The sequence below is a fragment of the Cyclobacterium xiamenense genome (assembly GCF_009467825.1).
In the GTDB taxonomy this organism is placed as follows: domain Bacteria; phylum Bacteroidota; class Bacteroidia; order Cytophagales; family Cyclobacteriaceae; genus Cyclobacterium; species Cyclobacterium xiamenense.
The window spans coordinates 43,290-63,064 of record NZ_WIOK01000008.1; the positions used below are offsets into that span (position 1 = coordinate 43,290).

Here is a 19,775-nt window from a genome sequence, read left to right on the forward strand (position 1 = left end):
ACTAAGTAAACAAACATAAACAGCTATGAAAAGACTGGCAACACTTGTATTGACGATCGTATTTAGTGCAGGCCTTGCATGGGCGCAGGAAAAAACAGCAGATGGTCCGGTGATTACCTTCGAAGAATCTTCCAAAGATTTTGGAGACATCACGCAGGGAGATAAGGTAGAAAACGTATTCACGTTTGAAAACACGGGTAATGCCCCGTTGATCATATCCAATGTAGCCGCGACCTGTGGCTGCACCGTTCCAAGCTGGCCAAAAGAACCAATTGCCCCGGGGAAAAAGGGGGAAATCAAGGTTTCCTTCAATTCGGCCGGAAAAATGGGAAAGCAAAACAGCGTGGTACGGATTTATTCCAATGCGAGTGCGCCCATAGAAAAAGTGTCGATGATCTCAAACGTGCTGCCTAAGGGAACCAGGTAGACGCAGCGTTTTGCATTGGAACGAAACCTGGCGATTAGTTTTCGTCAGGTTTTGTCGTTTTTGGCAGATGCTGCTGTAGTCCGGTTTTCATGATGCGGCTCAGCGCCCTGGCCCAGTCCGAGTAAATGTAGCGACTGGGGTGCAAGCCGTCCGCCACCAGGTTTTCTGGAAGGCCGCCGATGCTCCGATAATTAGTCGTAATTTCTACAAATGGAAGTCCCCGCCTGGAAGCAGTTTCCTGTATGAACGCATTGTAGGAATCGATCTCCAAAGCGATTTGGTCGACGCTCTGGGGCCCGTTTTTCCCAAAAGGGGTGACGCCCCAGTCAGGAATCGACAGGAGGACCAGCCGCTGACCGGCACCGTTGACCATTACCAGACACAGGTCGATCAAGCCGTTGAACTCTTCCTCAAATTGATGAAAAGGTTGGCCCCGGTATTGATTGTTTACACCAATCAGCAAACTGATTGCATCAAAACGCTCCTCTATCAGGCGTTGTTCGTTCGTAGCCAGAAGCAATTCCCCTGTGGTCCAGCCTGTTTTGGCCAGTATTCTGGGTGGTGCAAAAAGCCATCCTTCTCCGGTTAATATCTGGACAACTTGTTCCGGGTAGGTATGTGCCCGTTTTTCTCCCTCACCGATCGTATAACTGTCTCCCAGAGCCAGGTAGCGGATTTTTTGATTACTGGGAGCATTGGAAGGACCAGGTTGATGTGTATTCATTGGCATTGGATCTTGATTCAGGCAGGAGGCAAACAAACCGCACCCGCCGGCAACTACGAGAAAACGTCGCAGGAAAAAGGCCGGAACTATCCCAAATCGGCTATTTTTATTGGAAAATCGCTTCATCTGTTTCCAACGTGCCGGCATCCGCATCCAGCGTCACCTTTGCCCCAAACGGCAAGAGAAATTGTTTGGGTACATGGCCGATCATGGCTCCCCGGTAGGCGGGGATTCTGAGGGGCAGCAAGTAATCGTCGAGTATCTGGTCTATCGTGAGATTGCCATAGCCACCGCTAGGGTCACAATCGGTGCATTGCCCAAAAACAAATCCTTTTATTTCCTTCAATACACCCATTAGCATCAGTGTACTCATCATTCGGTCGATTCGGTAGGGTTCCTCCCCGATATCTTCCAAAAACAGTAGTTTATTTTTAAAATCGGGCAAGTAGGGCGAGCCGGCAAGGGCTGTAAGGACCGTCAGGTTTCCGCCTACCAGATCTCCGCTCGCTTTTCCCGGGTAAATGGTTCGGATGCGATTTTTTTTCACCACCAGATCCTCCGTCTCTTCGACCTCGTTTCTATAGGTGAGGCGCTTTTCTTTTCCGAAAAAAACCGACCGAAATTGATTTGCGTTGAATGGATTCCAACTGCCGGATCCATTCGGGCCATGAAATGTGACCAGACCCGTCTGTGCGTGAATTGCATTGTGCAGTGCCGTGATATCGCTGTAGCCAAGGATGGGTTTGGGGTTTTTCCGGATCAGTTCGTAGTCGATCAGGGGCAAGATTCGGGCGGCTCCAGACCCCCCCCGAATACAGACCACGGCTTTGATGCGTTTATCACCAAACATTTCATTGAGATCTTCGGCCCTTTCCGCATCGCTGCCCGCCAGATGCCCCCGTCGACTGGACAGGTATTTTCCCTCTTTTACAGAAAGCCCAAGCGCTTCCATGGCCTCCCTGGCATAGGTGAATTCCATCCGATCCGCAGTAGCTGCGGAAGGACTGATCAAACCCACCCGATCACCGGGCTGCAGCCGTTTGGGAAGTAGTTTCTTTGGGGTCGCAAGGCGGGCGGCGCTTGCGGGAAATCCCGCTACGGTCCCCATTCCCAATCCCAGACTCAGGGTCTTGATAAAGGTTCTTTTTTTCATGGCAGAATTTAGAAATTATCCCGTATATAAAGCAAAACTTTTTCTATTTCATTGCGAACAGCCGACGATTTGTGCGGGTAATTGTTGTTCATAAAGGCAAATGCGTAGACTTTTCCGCCGCGGGTTTTAAGAAAGCCCACGAGGCTTTGGTTGTTGCTGATCGTTCCGGTTTTGGCCATGACATAGGGTACCGATGCACTGTAGTTGTATTTCAGTGTGCCGGTTCTGCCCCCCGTAGGCAATAAGCGAAACAGTTCTTCGTCGGGAAACAACCGATAGATTTTTTCCACCAGGGAGACCATGGTCCGGGGGGTAAAGAGATTGTGCCGGGACAATCCCGAACCGTCCACCCACTGCGGATCGTCGGGCAAGTCGTACAGGTAGGTTTCTTTGATATACTCGATGGCTTTTTCACTGGATAACTCCCGAAACACCTCGTCTGAAATCTGAAGCAGCAGCTGTTCGGCAATGAAGTTGTCACTTTCCAGCAGCATCTCTTTGTACAACGCCTGCGTGGGAATGCCTTTTAAAACGAAATGGTCCGGGGGAAGTTTTTCATCGGATAGAAGTACCTGCACGCCCCAGTCGTTGGTAGCCAGATCAGCGAAGGTTTCTGGCGAGGTGATAAACGGGACCCGAACATCCCGGCCATTATAGGTTCGTGGATTGTAGTAAAAAAGGTTGCTGTGCCAATCCCGTTGTAAATTTCTTAGCGGCTTTTGCGAAGTAGCAATGCTAAATCCCGGCGGACTGATGACGGGCCGGTTATTCACGTTGCTGCCTTTGGCCAAATTGCCAAACAAAGGGAAGGGCGAGCGCTCCGCTGAGTAGGATTGGTTGTAATCATCCCATTGCCAGCCGTATCCGAATGGCTCGTCCTTCCAGTTACTGTCCGAGAAATACAGGGTGTCGTAGCTTGCCAGAAAGGCCTTAAGTTTTGGAGAAGGAAGCGGCGGGTATTTCCAGGAGGGATCTCCGGTACCCCAAACGATGGGTTTATCGTCTTTCAGAATAAAACGTAGGAAGGTGGTGCTGTCGCCCAGCACCATGAGTGAACCGAAAAAGGTAAACAATTTGGTGGTGGAGGCAGGAATGAAGTACAGGTGGCTGTTTTTGTCGTACCGGACCAGTTGGCTATCCAGGTCATAGAGCATAAAGCCGGTGAGGTGATTATCAAAAAACGAACCCTCCCCAAGTAGCTCGTCCAATCCTAAATAGGCGGATTTTGCGTCCTGAGCAGAACTGCTAAACCAAAAAAAACAGCCGAAAAGAAATCCAAGAAGTGCGGTTTTCTGCATGATCAGCTATTGATTCCCTTTTGAAAAACTGAGGAATAGGAATGCCCAACCAGCGATAAACCCCACTCCTCCCAGTGGCGTGATGGCGCCCAGCCAGGTAAGTTGGCTTAAGCAGAGCAGGTAGAGGCTGCCAGAAAAAACAAGGATACCTACCAAAAAGGACCAGGCACTCAACTTAAGTCGCGCCATCTGGGGATTGTTCTGATACAAGATTCCCACGAGCAAGAGCGCAAGGCTATGGTAAAAATGATAGCTGACTGCCGTTTGGTAGGTGTCCAGCCGGCCCGTTTCAGTCAGCAGGGGTTCCAGGGCATGTGCGCCGAAGGCTCCGAAAATAACTGCCAGGGCTCCGGAAATGGCGCCAACTTGCAGCATTGATTTTGTCGTCATGGTGGAGTAATTTAGGTATAGGTACGGGCTCCAAATACGGCACTTCCGATGCGTACCATGGTACTGCCTTCCTCCTGGGCGATTCGGTAATCGCCGCTCATGCCCATGGATAGCTCCTTCATCTGAACCTGTGTCGGTAGCTCCGCCCGTTTGATTTGTTCAAAGAGTGCTTTCAGCCCCCGAAATTCGGCACGTACTTTTTCCGTATCCGGCGTGTTGGTAGCCATGCCCATCAATCCAAGGATTTGAATGTGCTGCAATTCCCCGATTTCGGTACCAAATAGAAATGTCGTCAATTCGGCCTCGTCCCAGCCAAATTTACTCTCTTCGCTAGCGATGTGCACCTGGAGCAGACAGGGGATCGCCCGGTTTACTTTCTGCCCTTCTTTATTGATTTGTTTGAGCAGGCGAAGGGAATCGACGCTGTGTATCAGGTGGACAAAGGAGGCGATGTATTTTACTTTATTCCGCTGCAGGTGGCCAATCATGTGCCAGCGGATATCTTTTGGCAATAGGGCCTCCTTTTCGGTCATCTCTTGTACTTTGTTCTCACCAAAATCGCGAATTCCGGCGGCGTAGGCCTCCTGTATGGCAGAAATTGGCTTGGTTTTGCTGACCGCGACCAATAAGCAGTCGGGGTTAGCAAAGGACCGGGTGATGGTAGTTAAATTAGTGGCGATGTTGGCATTTTCCATTGGCGAAGCAAACAGTTTTTGTTTCGCAACAAAGATATGGGTATATTGGTAAAAACACACATTTTACCGATCCGGCTGCACGGATACAGAAAATTAGTACTGATTGACTTCGGACAGATGGCTATACTTACGAACAACTTGGGATACATAAAGTGGAAAATCGTCCTTCTTCTGGGAGGCATGGTATCCGCCTTGGTCTGCAAAGGCCAGGAACGGGTTCCGGTATACGAAATAAACGAAAACCGAAAGAAACTGGAGAGCCGGGGTATGCTCGTGCTGGGGAGTTGGGCGGTAGGAAACATGCTTTGGGGAGGCATCGGCGCTGCCCGAAGTGAAGGGAAGGAAAAAAGCTTTCATCAGATGAATCTGTATTGGAATTCCGTAAACCTGGCCATTGCCGGTTTGGGCTACCTTTCTGCAACCAGAAAACGAACCGAATCCGGGCTATGGCAAAGCATGAGGGCACAACAGCGATCAGAAAAGATTTTGTTGGTGAACGCCGCATTGGATCTGGGATACATGACCGGCGGATTTTACCTCAAGGAAAGAGGGAAGCGCCTGCAGGATCCCCGTTTGTCAGGTTTCGGAAATTCCCTGGTTTTGCAGGGAGCCTTTTTGTTGGTGTTTGACGGAATCCTGTACTCCCTACAAAATAACAACGGAAAAAAATTCCGGCCCTGGGTGGAAAATATGGATGTAGGAGCAACCGGGTTGGGTGTGAAGATACCTTTTTAAGATCGGCAAGGCGAGATAAACCGCCTTTTTTTTGGCCATTTTTTCAGAGTTTTAGGAAAAGGCTGATCGTATTTTTTTTTCGATTTCAGCCATGGCTTTTTAGCGAACCCGTGTGGGATCATTCGCTAAGAAGCGGTTGGTTCCAGTTCGCACGGATGATGCCTGATTCGGCTCAGATGAATCCCGAAAATCCCTTTCTGCTTTAGTGATTTACCGTTCATATAAAAAAATCGATGGGAAGCTGGTAAAAAAAACGCTTCAATTACGTTGTTTTTCTCTTTAGAAAATTCTACATTTCCCGGTGTTTTCACACTTTCTGTTCACCTATCCGTCTATTTACCTCGTAAAATTCGATTGGTAGTGGATTCGAAGGAGTTATGTAGTTATAGAAAGAACGAACGCTTTATATAGGTACATTTCCACTGGCGTAAAATTGACAGGCCGGCGACTGAAGTTTGAAACGAATAAAACGAATGTAAATCCAAAACAATCCTTTTATGAAAAACCTATTACTTATTTTATGTCTGGCAATGCTAACTGCAATGGGAAGCAGTGTTCAGGCACAAACCGTTTCGGGGAAGGTGACTGACCAGTCAGATGGCATGCCCTTGCCTGGAGTTTCGGTACTGATCAAAGGAACATCCACCGGAACAGCAACGGATGTGGATGGCAATTTTAATTTAAATGTGCCGGGTGAACAGACGGTTCTCGTCTTTTCGTTTTTGGGGTTTGAGACGGTAGAGGAAACCGTTGGAAACCGCAGTACAATCAACATTGCACTGGCTGAGGACGCAGCGGAATTGTCCGAAGTAGTCGTAACGGCGCTGGGTATCGAACGAGATGTTCGTGCGCTTCAGTACTCCATCACAGAAGTGGGGGGAGAGGAATTCACCCAGGCACGGGAAAACAACATCGCCAATCAATTGGCCGGGCGTGTTGCCGGTGTGAATGTCAGCAATGTGGCTTCCGGACCTGCAGGTTCTTCCCGGGTGATTATTCGGGGTAATACTTCCTTGCAGGGTGGCAACCAGCCATTGTATGTGATCGATGGTATCCCGATGGACAACACCAATTTTGGACAGGCGGGTGTATGGGGAGGTGCCGACCAGGGTGACGGGATGACCAGTGTGAACCCGGATGACATCGAGACCATGTCCGTATTGAAGGGGGCAAGTGCTGCCGCTCTTTACGGTTCCCGTGCCGCCAACGGCGTGATCCTGATCACCACGAAAAGGGGTACCTCCAGGAGAGGGATCGGCGTAGAGATCAACTCCAACGTGGTATTTGAGCGCATCAACAACCAAACCGACCTGCAAACCGAATTTGGTTCCGGGCGGTACCAGGGAGATTTGATTACGGGAAGCGCAGTACGACCCACTACGGTTCGTCAAGGCTACGACTGGGGTACACAAGCCTGGGGAGAAAGACTGGGTTCGGGTACCGCCATGCACTTTGACGGGGTAGAGCGGCCCTATGTCTATGCGGGGGATAACTGGAACCGGTTTTACGAGACCGGTACGGCTTTCACGAACAGTATTTCCCTGGCTGGCGGTAGCGATACCCAAACCTTCCGGTTCAATGTTACGGACATGAGAAGTTCATCCGTGGTTCCAAATGCAGGGTTTGACCGATTAAATATGTCCATTGCTACCAGCGGAAAATTTGGAAAGAAACTGACCTTTGATGCGAAGGTACTTTATTCCAACGAGCGTACCCAAAACCGACCACGGCTGTCCGACTCGCCGGGCAACGCATTCCAATCCATTTTTGCCCTTCCTCCCAATGTAAACGTGGAATGGGGTAAAGGCGATCCCAATCGACTGGGAACCATTCCGATAGGAACGGATCCGGCATTGCTCAGCACCTGGGGTTTTGCCGAGCAGGAAGAATACCTGATGACCAATAACCCCTGGGGGCAAAATCCGTATTTTTCCACGCATCAATTGTCCATCAACGATACGCGAGACCGAATCATCACCTCCGGGTCGCTGAGATACGACATTACGGATCATTTGTATCTCTCCGGGCGAGCCGGTATGGACTGGTTTACCCGAAGGGGAACTACTTTGACACCACAGGGCACGGGGTACCAGCGAAACGGGAGCATGAATGAAAGCGAGCGACGAGTAAACGAGATCAACCTGGAAGCCATGCTTGGTTACAACCGGGAATTTGGCGACTTCGGCGTCAACGCCTTTGTTGGTGCCAACCGCATGCGCAGGGAAGATGAAAACATTTCGGCGAATGGTCAGGGATTCAATGTTCCCTTTTTCCACGCCATTAATAATTCCGTGATCCGGAACTTTGGCTACGGGTATTCGGGATGGGGTATCAATTCCGTCTTTGGATCGGCTGAGGTGAGCTACAAGAATTTTCTATTCCTGACAGCTACCGGTCGGACGGACTGGTTTTCGGTTCTGGACCCTCAATTTAATGACATTACCTATCCCTCTGTGGGAGGTAGTTTCGTGTTCTCTGATGCCATGAATGAGCTTCCCAGCTGGTTGAGTTTCGGTAAAGTAAGGGGCTCCTGGGCCCGTGTGGGCAACTCTACTGTGGGCCCCTATCAAATTCAAAACGTTTATTCACTGAGACCCGCTCCCGCGGTTGATCACGGAGGGAATCAGGTGGCCATGGCCTCCTTTGCGACCGCGGGCGGTAGAAGTGGAACCATCCCCAACCGGTTTCTGAAACCGCTGTTGTCTACAGAGATTGAAGCCGGATTTGACATTCGGTTTTTCCAAAACAGACTGGGATTAGATTTCACCTATTACCGGCAGCGAAGTACGGATGACCAGCTAAATGCCCAGATTTCCCAATCTTCTGGTTTCGGGTCTACCCTGGTGAATCTGGGTGAGATGGAAAACAGAGGCATTGAGATCTTGCTTACCGGTACACCAATACGCACCTCTGATTTCAATTGGGATGTATCGTTTAACATCGCGCGAAACAGAAATGAAGTTATCTCCCTGATTGAAGGCAGCGATATTTTGAATGTGGAAGAGCCACGTACCCGAACCGTATTCGTGCAGCACCGAACCGGCTTTCCGTTTGGTGTATTGGCAGGTTGGGTGCAGAAGCGATCGCCTGACGGACAGCCCGTATTTGAAGAAAATGGCGCACCCGTACAGTCAGATCAGATGGAAGTCATTGGAAACGGAATACCCGACTGGACCGGAGGTATCAATAACAGCATTACCTTTAAAGGGTTTAATCTCTCAGCACTGGTTGATTTCCGAATTGGAGGCGATTTATACTCTGGTACCAACGTACGTCTTACGCAGTGGGGATTACACCAACAGACCTTGCAGGGTAGGGCAGGAGAGGAGCCGCTTACCGTATCCGGCGTAATCCAATCCGGAACGGCTACCGATGGAAGTCCGATTTACGAATCCTTTTCGAAGACCCTTTCTCCCGGAGAGGCCAATAACTACTGGAATCAGATGGGAAACAGGGTCCAGGACTTTTTCATATATGACGGGTCTTTCGCCAAGTTGCGACAGGTTACCCTGGGTTACAATTTTCCTAGAAGTATCCTGGACAAAACTCCATTTACCAATTTGAACCTGTCTTTTGTGGGTAGAAACCTGTCCATTTTATGGAAAAATGTGGAAAACATCGATCCTGAATCCGGTTATTCTTCCGGAAATGGGCAAGGCCTGGATTACTTTGGTATGCCACAGACCCGGACGTTTGGATTCAATGTAAGGGCAACGTTTTAATGACTAAAGAAATGAATACTATGAACATACGGAATAAGTTTCTAATGGCGGTACTTGCGGGGAGTCTTTCCTTCTTTTCCTGTGATACGGAGGACTTGCACGATTTGAACATCAATCCACAGGCAGTGGATGAAATTGACCTAAACTTTATGTTTACGGCCGCCCAGCTCGGTTCGGCTTCCGGAGGGTCTTCCGGAGATAATCGATACATCGATTGGCGGACTAATATTGGCATGTCCGCATACCTGATTCAGCACCTGGCAAATGCGGGCGGAGGCATTGCGCCCGGGGATAAATACACGGAGAATTTCGAGTCAAACAATGCTCCTTTTGAGTTCTTCTATGGAGATGCGCTAAAGAATATTTCCGAGGTAATCCGGCAGACAGGTCCGGGAGGATACGATGAAGGAAACAAGATCAATACGCGGAATGCAGCGAGAATCATGCGCGTATTGAATTTTCATCGATTAACGGATTTTTATGGAAATATCCCTTATTTCGATGCGCTTCAGGGCATGGACGGGGTATTCTTTCCTGAATACGATCCCCAATCGGAGATTTATCCACATTTGTTGCAGGAGTTGGAAGAGGCCACGGCTGCGATAAGTGCGTCAAATCCCGACGATGGATTTGCCCGGGCAGATATCATTTATGACGGCGATATCACCAAATGGAAGCGTTTTGGGTATTCGCTGATGCTGCGGTTGGCGATGCGGGTGTCCGAAGTGGCACCTCAGTTGGCAAACGAGTACGTGACCAAAGCCATTGCGGGTGGGGTGATGCAAAGCAATGACGACAACGCTTTTGTTCCCATGTCGGAAGGCCCCAGTCTGTGGATCAATCAGAATGGTATTTCCAGGGCCTTTTTCCCTGGAGACGGAGGACAGCCTTCGTACATGAGTGAGACCCTGATCAATTGGCTGAAAGCTGGTGCTACAGCGGCCGATGAGGTAGATCCTCGATTGATGATTTTGAGTGGTGGTATAGCCGATTGGTCCGCAGTAGGTTGGACGCCATTTAACACCAATCCTTTAGAACAGAAAGGAATGCCCAACGGATTTGATGCAGCCGGTTTGGAGGAACTGGAAGGTGGTCCAATTGACCAGGTATCTACCTACTCCCGAATCAATTACCTTTTGCTTCAGCGGGATAGCCCGTACATGTTGATGAATTACGCAGAGTCGGCGTTTTTGCAGGCGGAAGCCCTGGAGCGAGGCATTGGATCCGGCATACCCGGTACAGCCGAGGAGCATTACAGCCAGGGAGTAAAAGAAGCCATGCAGATGTATACCTTCTTTGATGCGTCGCTGGAGGTATCCGATGCGGAAGTAACCGCTTACCTGGACAGACATCCGTACGGCGTAGAGAAGCCTGCCCTGGAAATGATCGGGGAACAAATGTGGGTGAGCAAGTTTTTCAACTGGTGGGAAGCATGGTCTGACTGGAGAAGAACGGGTTACCCCGTATTGACTCCCACCAATTACCCCGGAAATGTTACGCAGGGACAAATCATGAGAAAATTACGGTATCCTGCTGCGGAAGTAGCCACCAATGAAAATTTCCAGGCAGGGGCTACCCTACCGGATATCTTCACTACCCGCGTATGGTGGGATACTGCGGATTGATTGCTAGTTTGGTTTTTGGAAAAAGTAATAAGAGGCTGCCCTGGCAGTCTCTTATTTTTGGTAGATACCGTTCCCTTGCGAGCCCATGATGCTTCCCCAAAGTGGTTCGTTCCGCATTTTAATGGGTAGATCTATGCGCTTGACACGCATTCCCAAAAAGGATAAGATATCCGAATGGCTAAAATACTGGCAATGTACCAGGTCCAGAAAACCATCCCCATCCAAGTCTCCCAGCCAGGGGGTAGAAAAAATGTTTTTAAATCCTTTCGATTGGTCCAGGTTGTGTATTTCTCCGGAAGAAAAGTCCATCAGCAGCAACTTGTTTTCGATCAAAAATGCGGATTCGTCGTCAATAGCCCGCTGGCAGTCGTAACTGTTGATACTAAAGATTACCTCGTCGAAGCCATCTTTGTTTAGGTCATAGGCAATGGGAGAAGAAAAGCCCGTACAGCCCAATTCCTGTTGGTGAGCGATCTCTCCACTTTTCCCATCCAGCAAAATCTGGACGGATCCGGTATTTTCCGGCCAAACGCCTTTACTAACAAAGGTAAAAAAATCGGGTATGTCGTCGTCTGTAAAGTTTCCTACCGCAAAACTATTGCTACATTCTGTACCTGGAATGGTCTGTTGCCAAAGTATTTCCAGCGTTTGTCCGGAAATGGCAAACACCGAACTGCCATGGGAAATGGCGACCAGGTCAAGAGTACCGTCCTGATCCAGGTCGGCAGCTACCGGAGAAGCGATAAATCCATGGCCGTTTTCCGTAACCAGCCGTATGGCGGAGGACAGGTCGTTATTCATTAGGTCTGTTAGTTCAGCCAGGAAGAGGCTTCCCGAGATGGTTTCTCCTCCGCTCCCAAAAACCACCCGGTCTCCCATCTTGCCCTCGGCCGGGAGCAAAATCGGAGAAAGGTAGGTCTCGTTTCCGTCAGGCATCGTATCAGCTGCCAATACCTCTCCATTTACCGGATCCAGTACCATCAAAACACCCGGAAAACGATCCGTCGTTTCGTAAGGGGCGGCTTTGGCATTTCCACCATTACTGACCAGCAGCTCCTTTAGTCCGTCATTGTTTTGATCGGGTATCCAGACGCTATTGTTGAAATTGAAACGTGCATGCCGCAAAACGGGATGATTGGTGTATCCGAGCGTGTCGTATTCCCACAACAGCTCTCCCGATTGGCCATCGATTCCTTTGAAGTAGGGGCCACGGCCTCCGATGAATACGTCCGGGAAACCGTCCCCATTTATGTCTTGAAACGATGCGGACCCATACACCTGATCCATGGCAGGATGGTTCCAGATAAGCTCCCCACTTACTCCATCAATCGCCAATACACCGTAAGCACTGTCTTCAAACTCGTTTTTACCTGCCCCCATGACCAAATCCAGGGTACCGTCTTTGTTCAAATCCACCGCCCGCGGTGAAGATTGGGATCCGATCACGGGAAAGTTAGCATCCCAAACCAGTTCGCTTTTTTCTTTTTTCTGGCAGGCAAGCAAGAGTAGCGCCAGGCCCCAGGTAAGCCAGCGGCGCTTCCTGTAAAATAGACGGATTCTTTGCATCAAATTCTCAGTTGTGCTTTCAATTTCGTCCAATATACTTATTATTGGGAAAAATTTAGTAATCCGAAAGGCAAATCAAATGGGAGTAGGTATCCCCGTTTCAATGACAGGGAATGTTTGTATTTCGTTGGGATATCGACCGAAAAAATGTAATTTAACTGCCATAACCATGGATTAAAAACCATAGCGTAGCCGAAGGGATGGATGGACAAAAAATGGAAAACTATTTTCACCATATAGTATGGATGCTGCTTCTTACCTTGTTTCCCGGATTCGGGCTTCTCGCACAGGGTTTCGAGAAATTGCCGGCACGAAAAACCGGGGTAAAGTTTGAAAACAGGCTCAATGAAGACCCAACCTCCAATATTCTTACCTATGAATATTTTTACAATGGAGGAGGGGTGGCTGTCGGTGATATCAACAACGACGGTTTGGAAGACCTGTTTTTTACGGGTAATATGACCTCCAATCGCCTTTACCTCAACGAGGGGGAATTCAAATTTAAAGACATTACCAAATCTGCGGGAGTTGCCGGCCGGGATGCCTGGACCACCGGTACGAGTATGGTAGATATCAATGGCGACGGGTACCTGGATATTTACGTTTGCTATTCAGGAAAAGGGTCCACCGAATCCCGAAAAAATCAGCTCTTCATTAACCAGGGAGACGGCACCTTTTTGGAACAGGCCGAGAAATATGGGCTTGCAGACCCGGCAAATAGTATTCAGGCCTTGTTTTTTGATTTCGATCTGGATGGAGACCTGGACATGTACCTGCTGAATCACAATACCCAGGTGATCAATGAAATTGATTTCGCTGCCAAGCGAAAGGATCGGAACCCCAATTCCGGGGATAAACTGTTCCGAAACGATGGCGGAATCTTTACCGATGTCAGCGAGCAAGCAGGGATTATGGGCAATTCCATGGGGTTTGGCCTGGGAGTAGCTGTTTCTGACATTACCGGAAATGGGTACCCGGATCTCTATATTTCCAACGATTACATCGAACCGGACTATTTGTATATCAACAACGGGGACGGTACTTTTTCGGAAAGACTTACCGACTTTTTGCAGCACATCTCTTATTTCTCCATGGGTTCGGATATCAGCGATGTGAATAACGACGGATTACCCGACCTGTTTACGCTGGACATGCTACCGGAGGACAACAAACGGCAAAAGCTGCTGTATGGGCCAGAGAATTACGAGCAATATGCTTTGATGGTCATGGAAGGCTTTTATCACCAAAACATGCGGAACATGTTGCACCTGAACCAGGGCGCGGGACTTTTCAGTGAAATCGGGCAGCTTGCCGGAATTTCCAATACCGACTGGAGTTGGGCGGCGTTTTTCGCCGATTTTGACAACGACGGCTGGAAGGATCTTTTTGTTAGTAACGGCTATTTCAGAGACTATACCAACAGGGATTTTCTCAAATACAAAGGCGATTATTACTTTAGTAAAGCTCGTGCAAAAGAAGAAGCGGATACGCTTCACCTCGTTACCAGCATGAGTTCTACTCCGGTTCACGATTACATCTATAAAAACCAGAATGGTTCGGAATTTCTGAATGTCTCAACCGAATGGGGATTTGAAAAACCGGTGTTTTCAAACGGGGCCGCCTATGCCGACCTGGACAATGACGGCAAGCTGGATTTGGTGGTTAATCACCTCAACGAGACGGCTGGAGTTTTTAGAAACAAATTGGGAGATTCCGCGGAAGGGGTAAACTTTCTGCAGGTAGAGCTGCGAGGCGAGCGACTCAATACTTCGGGTATCGGGGCAAAAGTAACCCTTTATACGGATCGGGGGCGCCAGTTTCTGGAGCAACAGCTCACGCGTGGGTTTCAATCCTCCGTCAGCCACCGCCTTCATTTTGGGCTGGGTTCAGCGGAGACCATTGATTCGCTTCGGATTGTTTGGCCCGGAGGTGCCGTGCAGTCGCTTCGGAATATCGCCGCAAACCAACGCCTTGTTTTGGAAGAAAAAAATGCGTCAAACGTACCGGAAACAGCTCCCCAGGCGGAGGATCCGGTGTTTAGCGCCATTGTATCCCCCATTCCCTACGAGCACGAGGAGCCAGGGTATAATGATTTTAAACGACAGCCCTTGCTGAGCCACATGATTTCACCTACCGGTCCTGTGCTGGCACTAGGTGATGTAAATAACAACGGGTTTACGGATGTTTTTGTAGGCGGATCAGAAGGGAATCCGGGCAAACTGTATTTCCAGGTTTCTACAGGTAAATTTCTGGAATCCCAGGGGCTCGACGTATCGGAGGATACCGGGAATGCAGATGCGGATGCCCTGTTTTTTGATGCCAACGGAGACGGCTGGCTGGACCTGTATCTGGTGAGCGGTGGATACCACGATTTTGAGCGGGACTCCCCCGAATTACAAGACAGGTTGTACATGAATCAGGGAGGGGGGAATTTCAAAAAGGCTGAGACTGCACTCCCGAAATTCTCGCCCAGTGGATCGGTAGTAAAAGCAATTGACGTTGACAAAGACGGTGACTTAGACCTTTTCGTTGGTGGGAGGGTGGTTCCCGGTCAATATCCCAAGGCAGCCGACTCCTTCCTTCTCGTTAACGACGGTCAGGGGAATTTTGAGGACCAGACGGCAACCCTGGTTCCGGAATTTAAAAATTTTGGAATGGTAACGGACGCTTCTGTTCTGGATGTCGATGGGGATGGTTGGGACGACCTGGTGCTGGTCGGGGATTGGATGCCCATACAGGTTTACATCAATCAGCAGGGAACCGGATTTGCAAACAAAACCGCCGATTTTTTTGATCAGCCACTTACCGGCATGTGGTCGACCGTAGAGGCGGGGGATTTTGATGGTGATGGTGATTTGGATTTGGTGGTAGGGAACTTTGGTCTCAACAGCCAGTTGAAAGCGAGCGAAGCGGAGCCCTTGCGGCTGGTTTATTCCGATTTTGATGGCAATGGATCGGTAGACCCTATTTTGATTTCCCATGTGAAAGGGGAGGCCTATCCGTTTATGAGTAGGGACGAGCTGTTGGACCAGCTGTACGGCATGCGCAGTAAGTTTACCGACTATGCCTCGTTTGCGGACGCCAAACTGGAGGACATCTTTACCGAAGAGCAACTACGCACTGCGGGTACGCTGGAAATCAACGAGATGAGGTCCGTTTACCTGGAAAACAAAAACGACTCATTTGCGGTGCACCCACTTCCGCTGCAGGCGCAATACGCGCCTGTTTATGCCATTCAGGTACTTGATTACAACGAAGACGGCAAGCTGGATTTCATTTTGGGAGGCAATCAAAACACAGCCCGGTTGCGGCTGGGTGTGATGGATGCCAATTTCGGCCAACTCTACGAGGGCGATGGTACGGGTGGTTTTGCCTTCCAGGCAACACCGGATTCGGGCCTCAGGTTTACCGGAGACGTAAAGTCCATGCAGCTAGTCAACCTCAGTTACCTGAAGGTATTGCTGGTGGGAATTAACAATCAGGGGGTAGAGGGCTACCTCCTCAATCGATCATTGGACAACAAGCCGGTAAAAAGTCTATCGAACCAAAATAAATAACTAACACATACAGACAATTAATGAAAATCAGAAAAATTAACCTAGAAGAGCGGGAGATTCCGGAAAATTGGTACAATATCATTGCCGACATGCCCAATAAGCCGTTGCCGCCGCTTCACCCCGGCACCCTGGAGCCCATCGGCCCCGACTCCCTGGCCCCTTTATTTCCCGAGGCACTCATCAAGCAGGAAGTGACTACGGATAAATGGGTCCCCATTCCAGATGAAGTACGAAACATGTATTCCATTTGGCGACCTACTCCCTTGTACCGGGCGTATGGCCTTGAAAAGGCGCTGGATACGCCAGCGAAGATCTATTACAAATACGAGGGAGTAAGTCCCTCCGGTTCCCACAAACCCAATACTGCGATCCCGCAGGCCTATTACAACAAACAAGAGGGAATCAAACGAATAACCACCGAAACCGGCGCAGGGCAGTGGGGAAGTGCCTTGAGTTTTGCTTGTCAGCATTTCGGGATTGAATGCGATGTGTACATGGTAAAGCTATCGTATAACGACAAGCCTTACCGAAAAATGATGATGAATACCTGGGGAGCAAATGTTTATCCCTCCCCTTCCGAACGAACCGAGGCGGGTCGAAAAATCCTTGCAGAACATCCGGATTCGCCGGGAAGCCTAGGTATTGCCATCTCCGAGGCCGTAGAAATGGCCGCTACCCGGGATGACACCAAATATGCGTTGGGAAGTGTACTCAATCACGTGAAGCTGCACCAAACCATCATCGGTTTGGAGGCCATTAAGCAGCTGGAAAAAGCCGGTAGCGACCTGCCCGATATCGTGATCGCCCCTTTTGGCGGCGGGTCAAACTTTGCCGGATTGTCCTTTCCTTTCCTACGATTGAATATGGAAGAAGGAAAGCACATTCGGTGCATTGCCAGTGAGCCTTCATCCTGCCCCAAATTGACCCGGGGAGTATTCCGATACGATTTTGGGGATACGGCCGGAATGACTCCGCTATTGCCCATGTATACCCTGGGTCATGATTTTATACCCGCCCCAATTCATGCCGGCGGGCTTCGGTACCACGGTGCGGGGGTCATCGTCAGTCAATTGCTAAAGGATCAACTCATTGAGGCACAGGCTCATGACAACCTGGAAATCTTCGAAGCAGGAGTACTGTTTGCGCGCTCCGAAGGTATCATTCCGGCGCCTGAAGCCAACCACGGGATTGCTACTGCGATCCGAGAGGCCAACCTGTGTAAGGAAACGGGCGAATCAAAGACCATCTTATTCAACTTATGCGGACATGGGAATTTTGACATGAAGGCCTATGACGATTATTTCTCCGGAAAAATCAAGCAACACGAATTGAGCCAGGAAGAAATCGATACCTCTATCGCAAGGTTAGGTACGCCCACCATTCCTGTTTAATGGTGTTTTTTGTCGATGAATAGGCGATCGTTTTTAAAAAAAGGGGTGGCTTCCGGCGCTTGGGCGTTCGGGACGCAGCCCCTTTTTTCGCTTGATGGAAAGGAGTTGTCTTTTTCGGACATTCCCCTGGTCGATACCCACCTACACCTTTGGGACCTGAATGTGATGGATTACCCCTGGCTGAAGGGAAAAGGGCTGCCGTTGGAAACGAGTTATACCCTGCACGACTACCAAAAAGCCACGGAAAGGCATCCCGTCTCAAAAATGGTCTTTGTGGAATGTGCCCGAAGGCCAGAGCAGTACTTGCAAGAGGTGGACTGGGTGCAGGAGCAAGCCGATTCGGAATCCGGTATAGCCGGTATGGTTGCCTATTTTCCCCTGGAAATGGGTGTCGACGGGCAAGAAGCCATGGAAGAAATGGCAGAGCGGGAAATTGTTCGGGGAATTCGCAAAAACTTCATGCCCGGGCATGCAGGATACGCGCAAGGAATTGGCTTGATGCGTCGGTTTCAATGGGTATGCGAACTGAACGTAGGTCCCGGACAACTTGCAGCGGTCATTGATTTGGTGAGTACGTTTCCGGAGCAGGTTTTTGTGCTGGATCACCTGGCCAATCCGGATATCGGCAACCAGGATTGGAAGACCTGGGCCGGGGCACTTGCGCCTTTTGCGTCCATGGAACAGGTTTATTGCAAGCTGTCCGGCATGATCACCCGTGCGTCTCAGGATTGGGAAGTGGCCAATTTGGAGCCGTATTTCAGTACCGTACTGGATATTTTCGGTCCGGATCGGGTGATTTACGGAGGGGACTGGCCCGTGGTGCTGCGGACGGGGACTCTAAACGAATGGATGACGGCTTTTTTTTCGCTCTCGAAGGCATTATCGACAACGGAGAAAAAGAAATTGTACCACACGAATGCCGAAAGGCTTTACCGCATTTAATGCACATAGCCCGGTGGATTTTAAATTTCTGTGTGGAATCTTCGCGTAGGTAGGGAGAATAAGAATTGTTTTTTTAACTTTAATCGAGAAAAAAAAAGGTACCCATGCGTGAACAACCGAATAAAAAAGAAACGAATGATTCCAGAAGGCAATTCGTGAAAGCAGCTTCCCTGACTGCGGCGGGGTTTTTTATCGTGCCCCGATTTGTGCTCGGAGGGCAAGGCTATGTGGCTCCAAGTGATAAGGTGAATGTGGGAATGGTGGGAGTAGGAGGAAAAGGACGTCAAAATGCCCTGGACCTGATGAAGCTGGATGATGTACAAATTACAGCCATCGCCGATCCGGGAGAGTACTGGGATTTGGCCAATTTTTATTACCGATCCATAGCCGGTAGAGGGCCGGTAAAGCGCCTGATAGAAGGACACTACGAGGACAAAACAGAGAATTTTACACTGAATGAATACCTGGATTTCCGGGAAATGCTGGAGAAAGAAAAAGGCCTGGATGCCATTTGTTGTTCTACCCCGGACAATACCCATGCCTTTGTTACTTACGCGTCTATGAAATCCGGCAAACATGTCTACTGCGAAAAGCCGCTGACGCACAATATTTGGGAGGCCCGAATGATCAAACAATTGACGAAGGAAACCGGGCTGGCCACGCAAATGGGCAATGTGGGCCACAGTACCGACGGTATCCGGCAGACCGTGGAGTATTTGCGTGCGGGTGTAATCGGTGAGGTAAGGGAAACCCATTCCTGGGTACCCGCTTCCCGTTGGATTCCCGAACTCCGGGGCTTGCCGACAACGGGCACGACCAAACCGCACGGCCTTGATTGGGACCTTTGGCTGGGCCCCTCCGCAAACAGACCGTATCACGAATGGTATTCGCCGGTTACCTGGCGGGATTTTTGGGATTTTGGTTGTGGAGCACTCGGGGACTTTGGCTGTCACGATATGGATGCGGCTACCTGGGCCTTCGAATTGGGCTATCCCGAAACCATTGAAGTATTCCCTGCAGGATTTAGCAACGAACACATCGCTCCTTACGGCGAAATCGGGTACTACCGTTTTCCCGAGAATAATACCGGCAAGCCGATCGACCTGACCTGGTATTCCGGAGGGGTTAAACCGCCGCTTCACCCTTCCCTGCCACAAGGCTATCAGTGGCCCTCCAGGGGCACCTTGTTTGTCGGTGACAAAGGCATCATCGTTAATGGGGGCGATCGCGTGCCGCACGTGTTTCCGGAAAGCCTGGCTACAAGCATGAAGCAGCCGAAAGAAGTCATTCCACGTTCAAAGGGCCATTTCAGGGATTGGGTCGATGCGATAAAAGGCGGGGCTGCTGCCAGTGCAAATTTCGAATACGGGGCACACCTTACTGAAATCACCCTTCTTGGTGTCCTTTCCCTGCGGATGCGGGGACAGAAAATTCATTGGGATTCACAAAACCTTAAGGCAAAAGGCCTGGATGCAGCAGATGCCTACATCAAGGAACCGGTCAGGCCGGGATGGGAAATGAGCTAAAAAGGCTCAAATTAATGGAAAAAG

At 49.7% G+C, this 19,775-nt stretch carries 14 protein-coding genes; 8 read left to right on the forward strand and 6 right to left on the reverse strand.

All coding sequences use genetic code 11. The features are described from left to right. Nucleotides 1-25: 25 nt before the first annotated feature. A complete protein-coding gene (locus GCU44_RS07775; RefSeq protein WP_092174001.1) occupies nt 26-427 on the forward strand; it encodes a DUF1573 domain-containing protein in 402 nt (133 codons plus the stop codon). A 34-nt stretch (nt 428-461) separates the two neighbouring features. On the opposite strand, the gene GCU44_RS07780 is transcribed toward GCU44_RS07775, so the two are convergent. From GCU44_RS07780 to GCU44_RS07800, 5 genes are all read right to left on the reverse strand, one after another. After that, nucleotides 462-1,151 carry an SGNH/GDSL hydrolase family protein gene (locus GCU44_RS07780; protein WP_161993912.1) on the reverse strand — a complete coding sequence of 230 codons (690 nt, stop codon included), beginning with the start codon at nt 1,149-1,151 and terminating at the stop codon, nt 462-464. A gap of 106 nt (nt 1,152-1,257) precedes the next feature. Continuing rightward, nucleotides 1,258-2,304 carry a S66 peptidase family protein gene (locus GCU44_RS07785; protein ID WP_154855730.1) on the reverse strand — a complete coding sequence of 349 codons (1,047 nt, stop codon included), beginning with the start codon at nt 2,302-2,304 and terminating at the stop codon, nt 1,258-1,260. Nucleotides 2,305-2,312: 8 nt separating this feature from the next. Continuing rightward, complete coding sequence (locus GCU44_RS07790) at nt 2,313-3,602, reverse strand: D-alanyl-D-alanine carboxypeptidase (RefSeq protein WP_154855733.1); 1,290 nt, start codon at nt 3,600-3,602, stop codon at nt 2,313-2,315. Nucleotides 3,603-3,608: 6 nt separating this feature from the next. Further along, nucleotides 3,609-3,992 carry a DUF423 domain-containing protein gene (locus tag GCU44_RS07795; RefSeq protein ID WP_154855735.1) on the reverse strand — a complete coding sequence of 128 codons (384 nt, stop codon included), beginning with the start codon at nt 3,990-3,992 and terminating at the stop codon, nt 3,609-3,611. 11 nt (nt 3,993-4,003) lie between these two features. Further along, nucleotides 4,004-4,687 carry a YggS family pyridoxal phosphate-dependent enzyme gene (locus tag GCU44_RS07800; RefSeq protein ID WP_154855737.1) on the reverse strand — a complete coding sequence of 228 codons (684 nt, stop codon included), beginning with the start codon at nt 4,685-4,687 and terminating at the stop codon, nt 4,004-4,006. A 117-nt stretch (nt 4,688-4,804) separates the two neighbouring features. On the opposite strand from GCU44_RS07800, the gene GCU44_RS07805 reads away from it, so the two are divergent. The 3 genes from GCU44_RS07805 (at nt 4,805) to GCU44_RS07815 (ending at nt 10,769) form a co-directional block, all read left to right on the forward strand. After that, on the forward strand, nt 4,805-5,422 hold the full coding sequence (locus GCU44_RS07805) for a DUF6992 family protein (protein WP_154855739.1): 618 nt from the start codon (nt 4,805-4,807) through the stop codon (nt 5,420-5,422). A 497-nt stretch (nt 5,423-5,919) separates the two neighbouring features. After that, nucleotides 5,920-9,144 carry a SusC/RagA family TonB-linked outer membrane protein gene (locus tag GCU44_RS07810; protein WP_154855742.1) on the forward strand — a complete coding sequence of 1,075 codons (3,225 nt, stop codon included), beginning with the start codon at nt 5,920-5,922 and terminating at the stop codon, nt 9,142-9,144. A gap of 11 nt (nt 9,145-9,155) precedes the next feature. Next, entirely contained in the window at nt 9,156-10,769 is a 1,614-nt protein-coding gene (locus GCU44_RS07815) for a SusD/RagB family nutrient-binding outer membrane lipoprotein (RefSeq protein ID WP_241684876.1), read from the forward strand. A 51-nt stretch (nt 10,770-10,820) separates the two neighbouring features. Here GCU44_RS07815 and GCU44_RS07820 read toward each other — a convergent pair whose 3' ends face one another. Then, entirely contained in the window at nt 10,821-12,335 is a 1,515-nt protein-coding gene (locus tag GCU44_RS07820; protein WP_154855744.1) for a hypothetical protein, read from the reverse strand. A 215-nt stretch (nt 12,336-12,550) separates the two neighbouring features. On the opposite strand from GCU44_RS07820, the gene GCU44_RS07825 reads away from it, so the two are divergent. The 4 genes from GCU44_RS07825 (at nt 12,551) to GCU44_RS07840 (ending at nt 19,751) form a co-directional block, all read left to right on the forward strand. Further along, the gene (locus tag GCU44_RS07825; RefSeq protein ID WP_241684877.1) at nt 12,551-15,892 is read left to right on the forward strand and encodes a VCBS repeat-containing protein; all 3,342 of its coding nucleotides are present in this window, start codon (nt 12,551-12,553) and stop codon (nt 15,890-15,892) included. A gap of 20 nt (nt 15,893-15,912) precedes the next feature. After that, on the forward strand, nt 15,913-17,283 hold the full coding sequence (locus tag GCU44_RS07830) for a TrpB-like pyridoxal phosphate-dependent enzyme (protein ID WP_092174024.1): 1,371 nt from the start codon (nt 15,913-15,915) through the stop codon (nt 17,281-17,283). A gap of 15 nt (nt 17,284-17,298) precedes the next feature. After that, nucleotides 17,299-18,225 (forward strand): amidohydrolase family protein, encoded by a 927-nt coding sequence (locus GCU44_RS07835; protein WP_154855746.1) that lies wholly within the window; start codon nt 17,299-17,301, stop codon nt 18,223-18,225. A 104-nt stretch (nt 18,226-18,329) separates the two neighbouring features. After that, complete coding sequence (locus GCU44_RS07840) at nt 18,330-19,751, forward strand: Gfo/Idh/MocA family protein (RefSeq protein WP_154855748.1); 1,422 nt, start codon at nt 18,330-18,332, stop codon at nt 19,749-19,751. Nucleotides 19,752-19,775 lie beyond the last annotated feature (24 nt).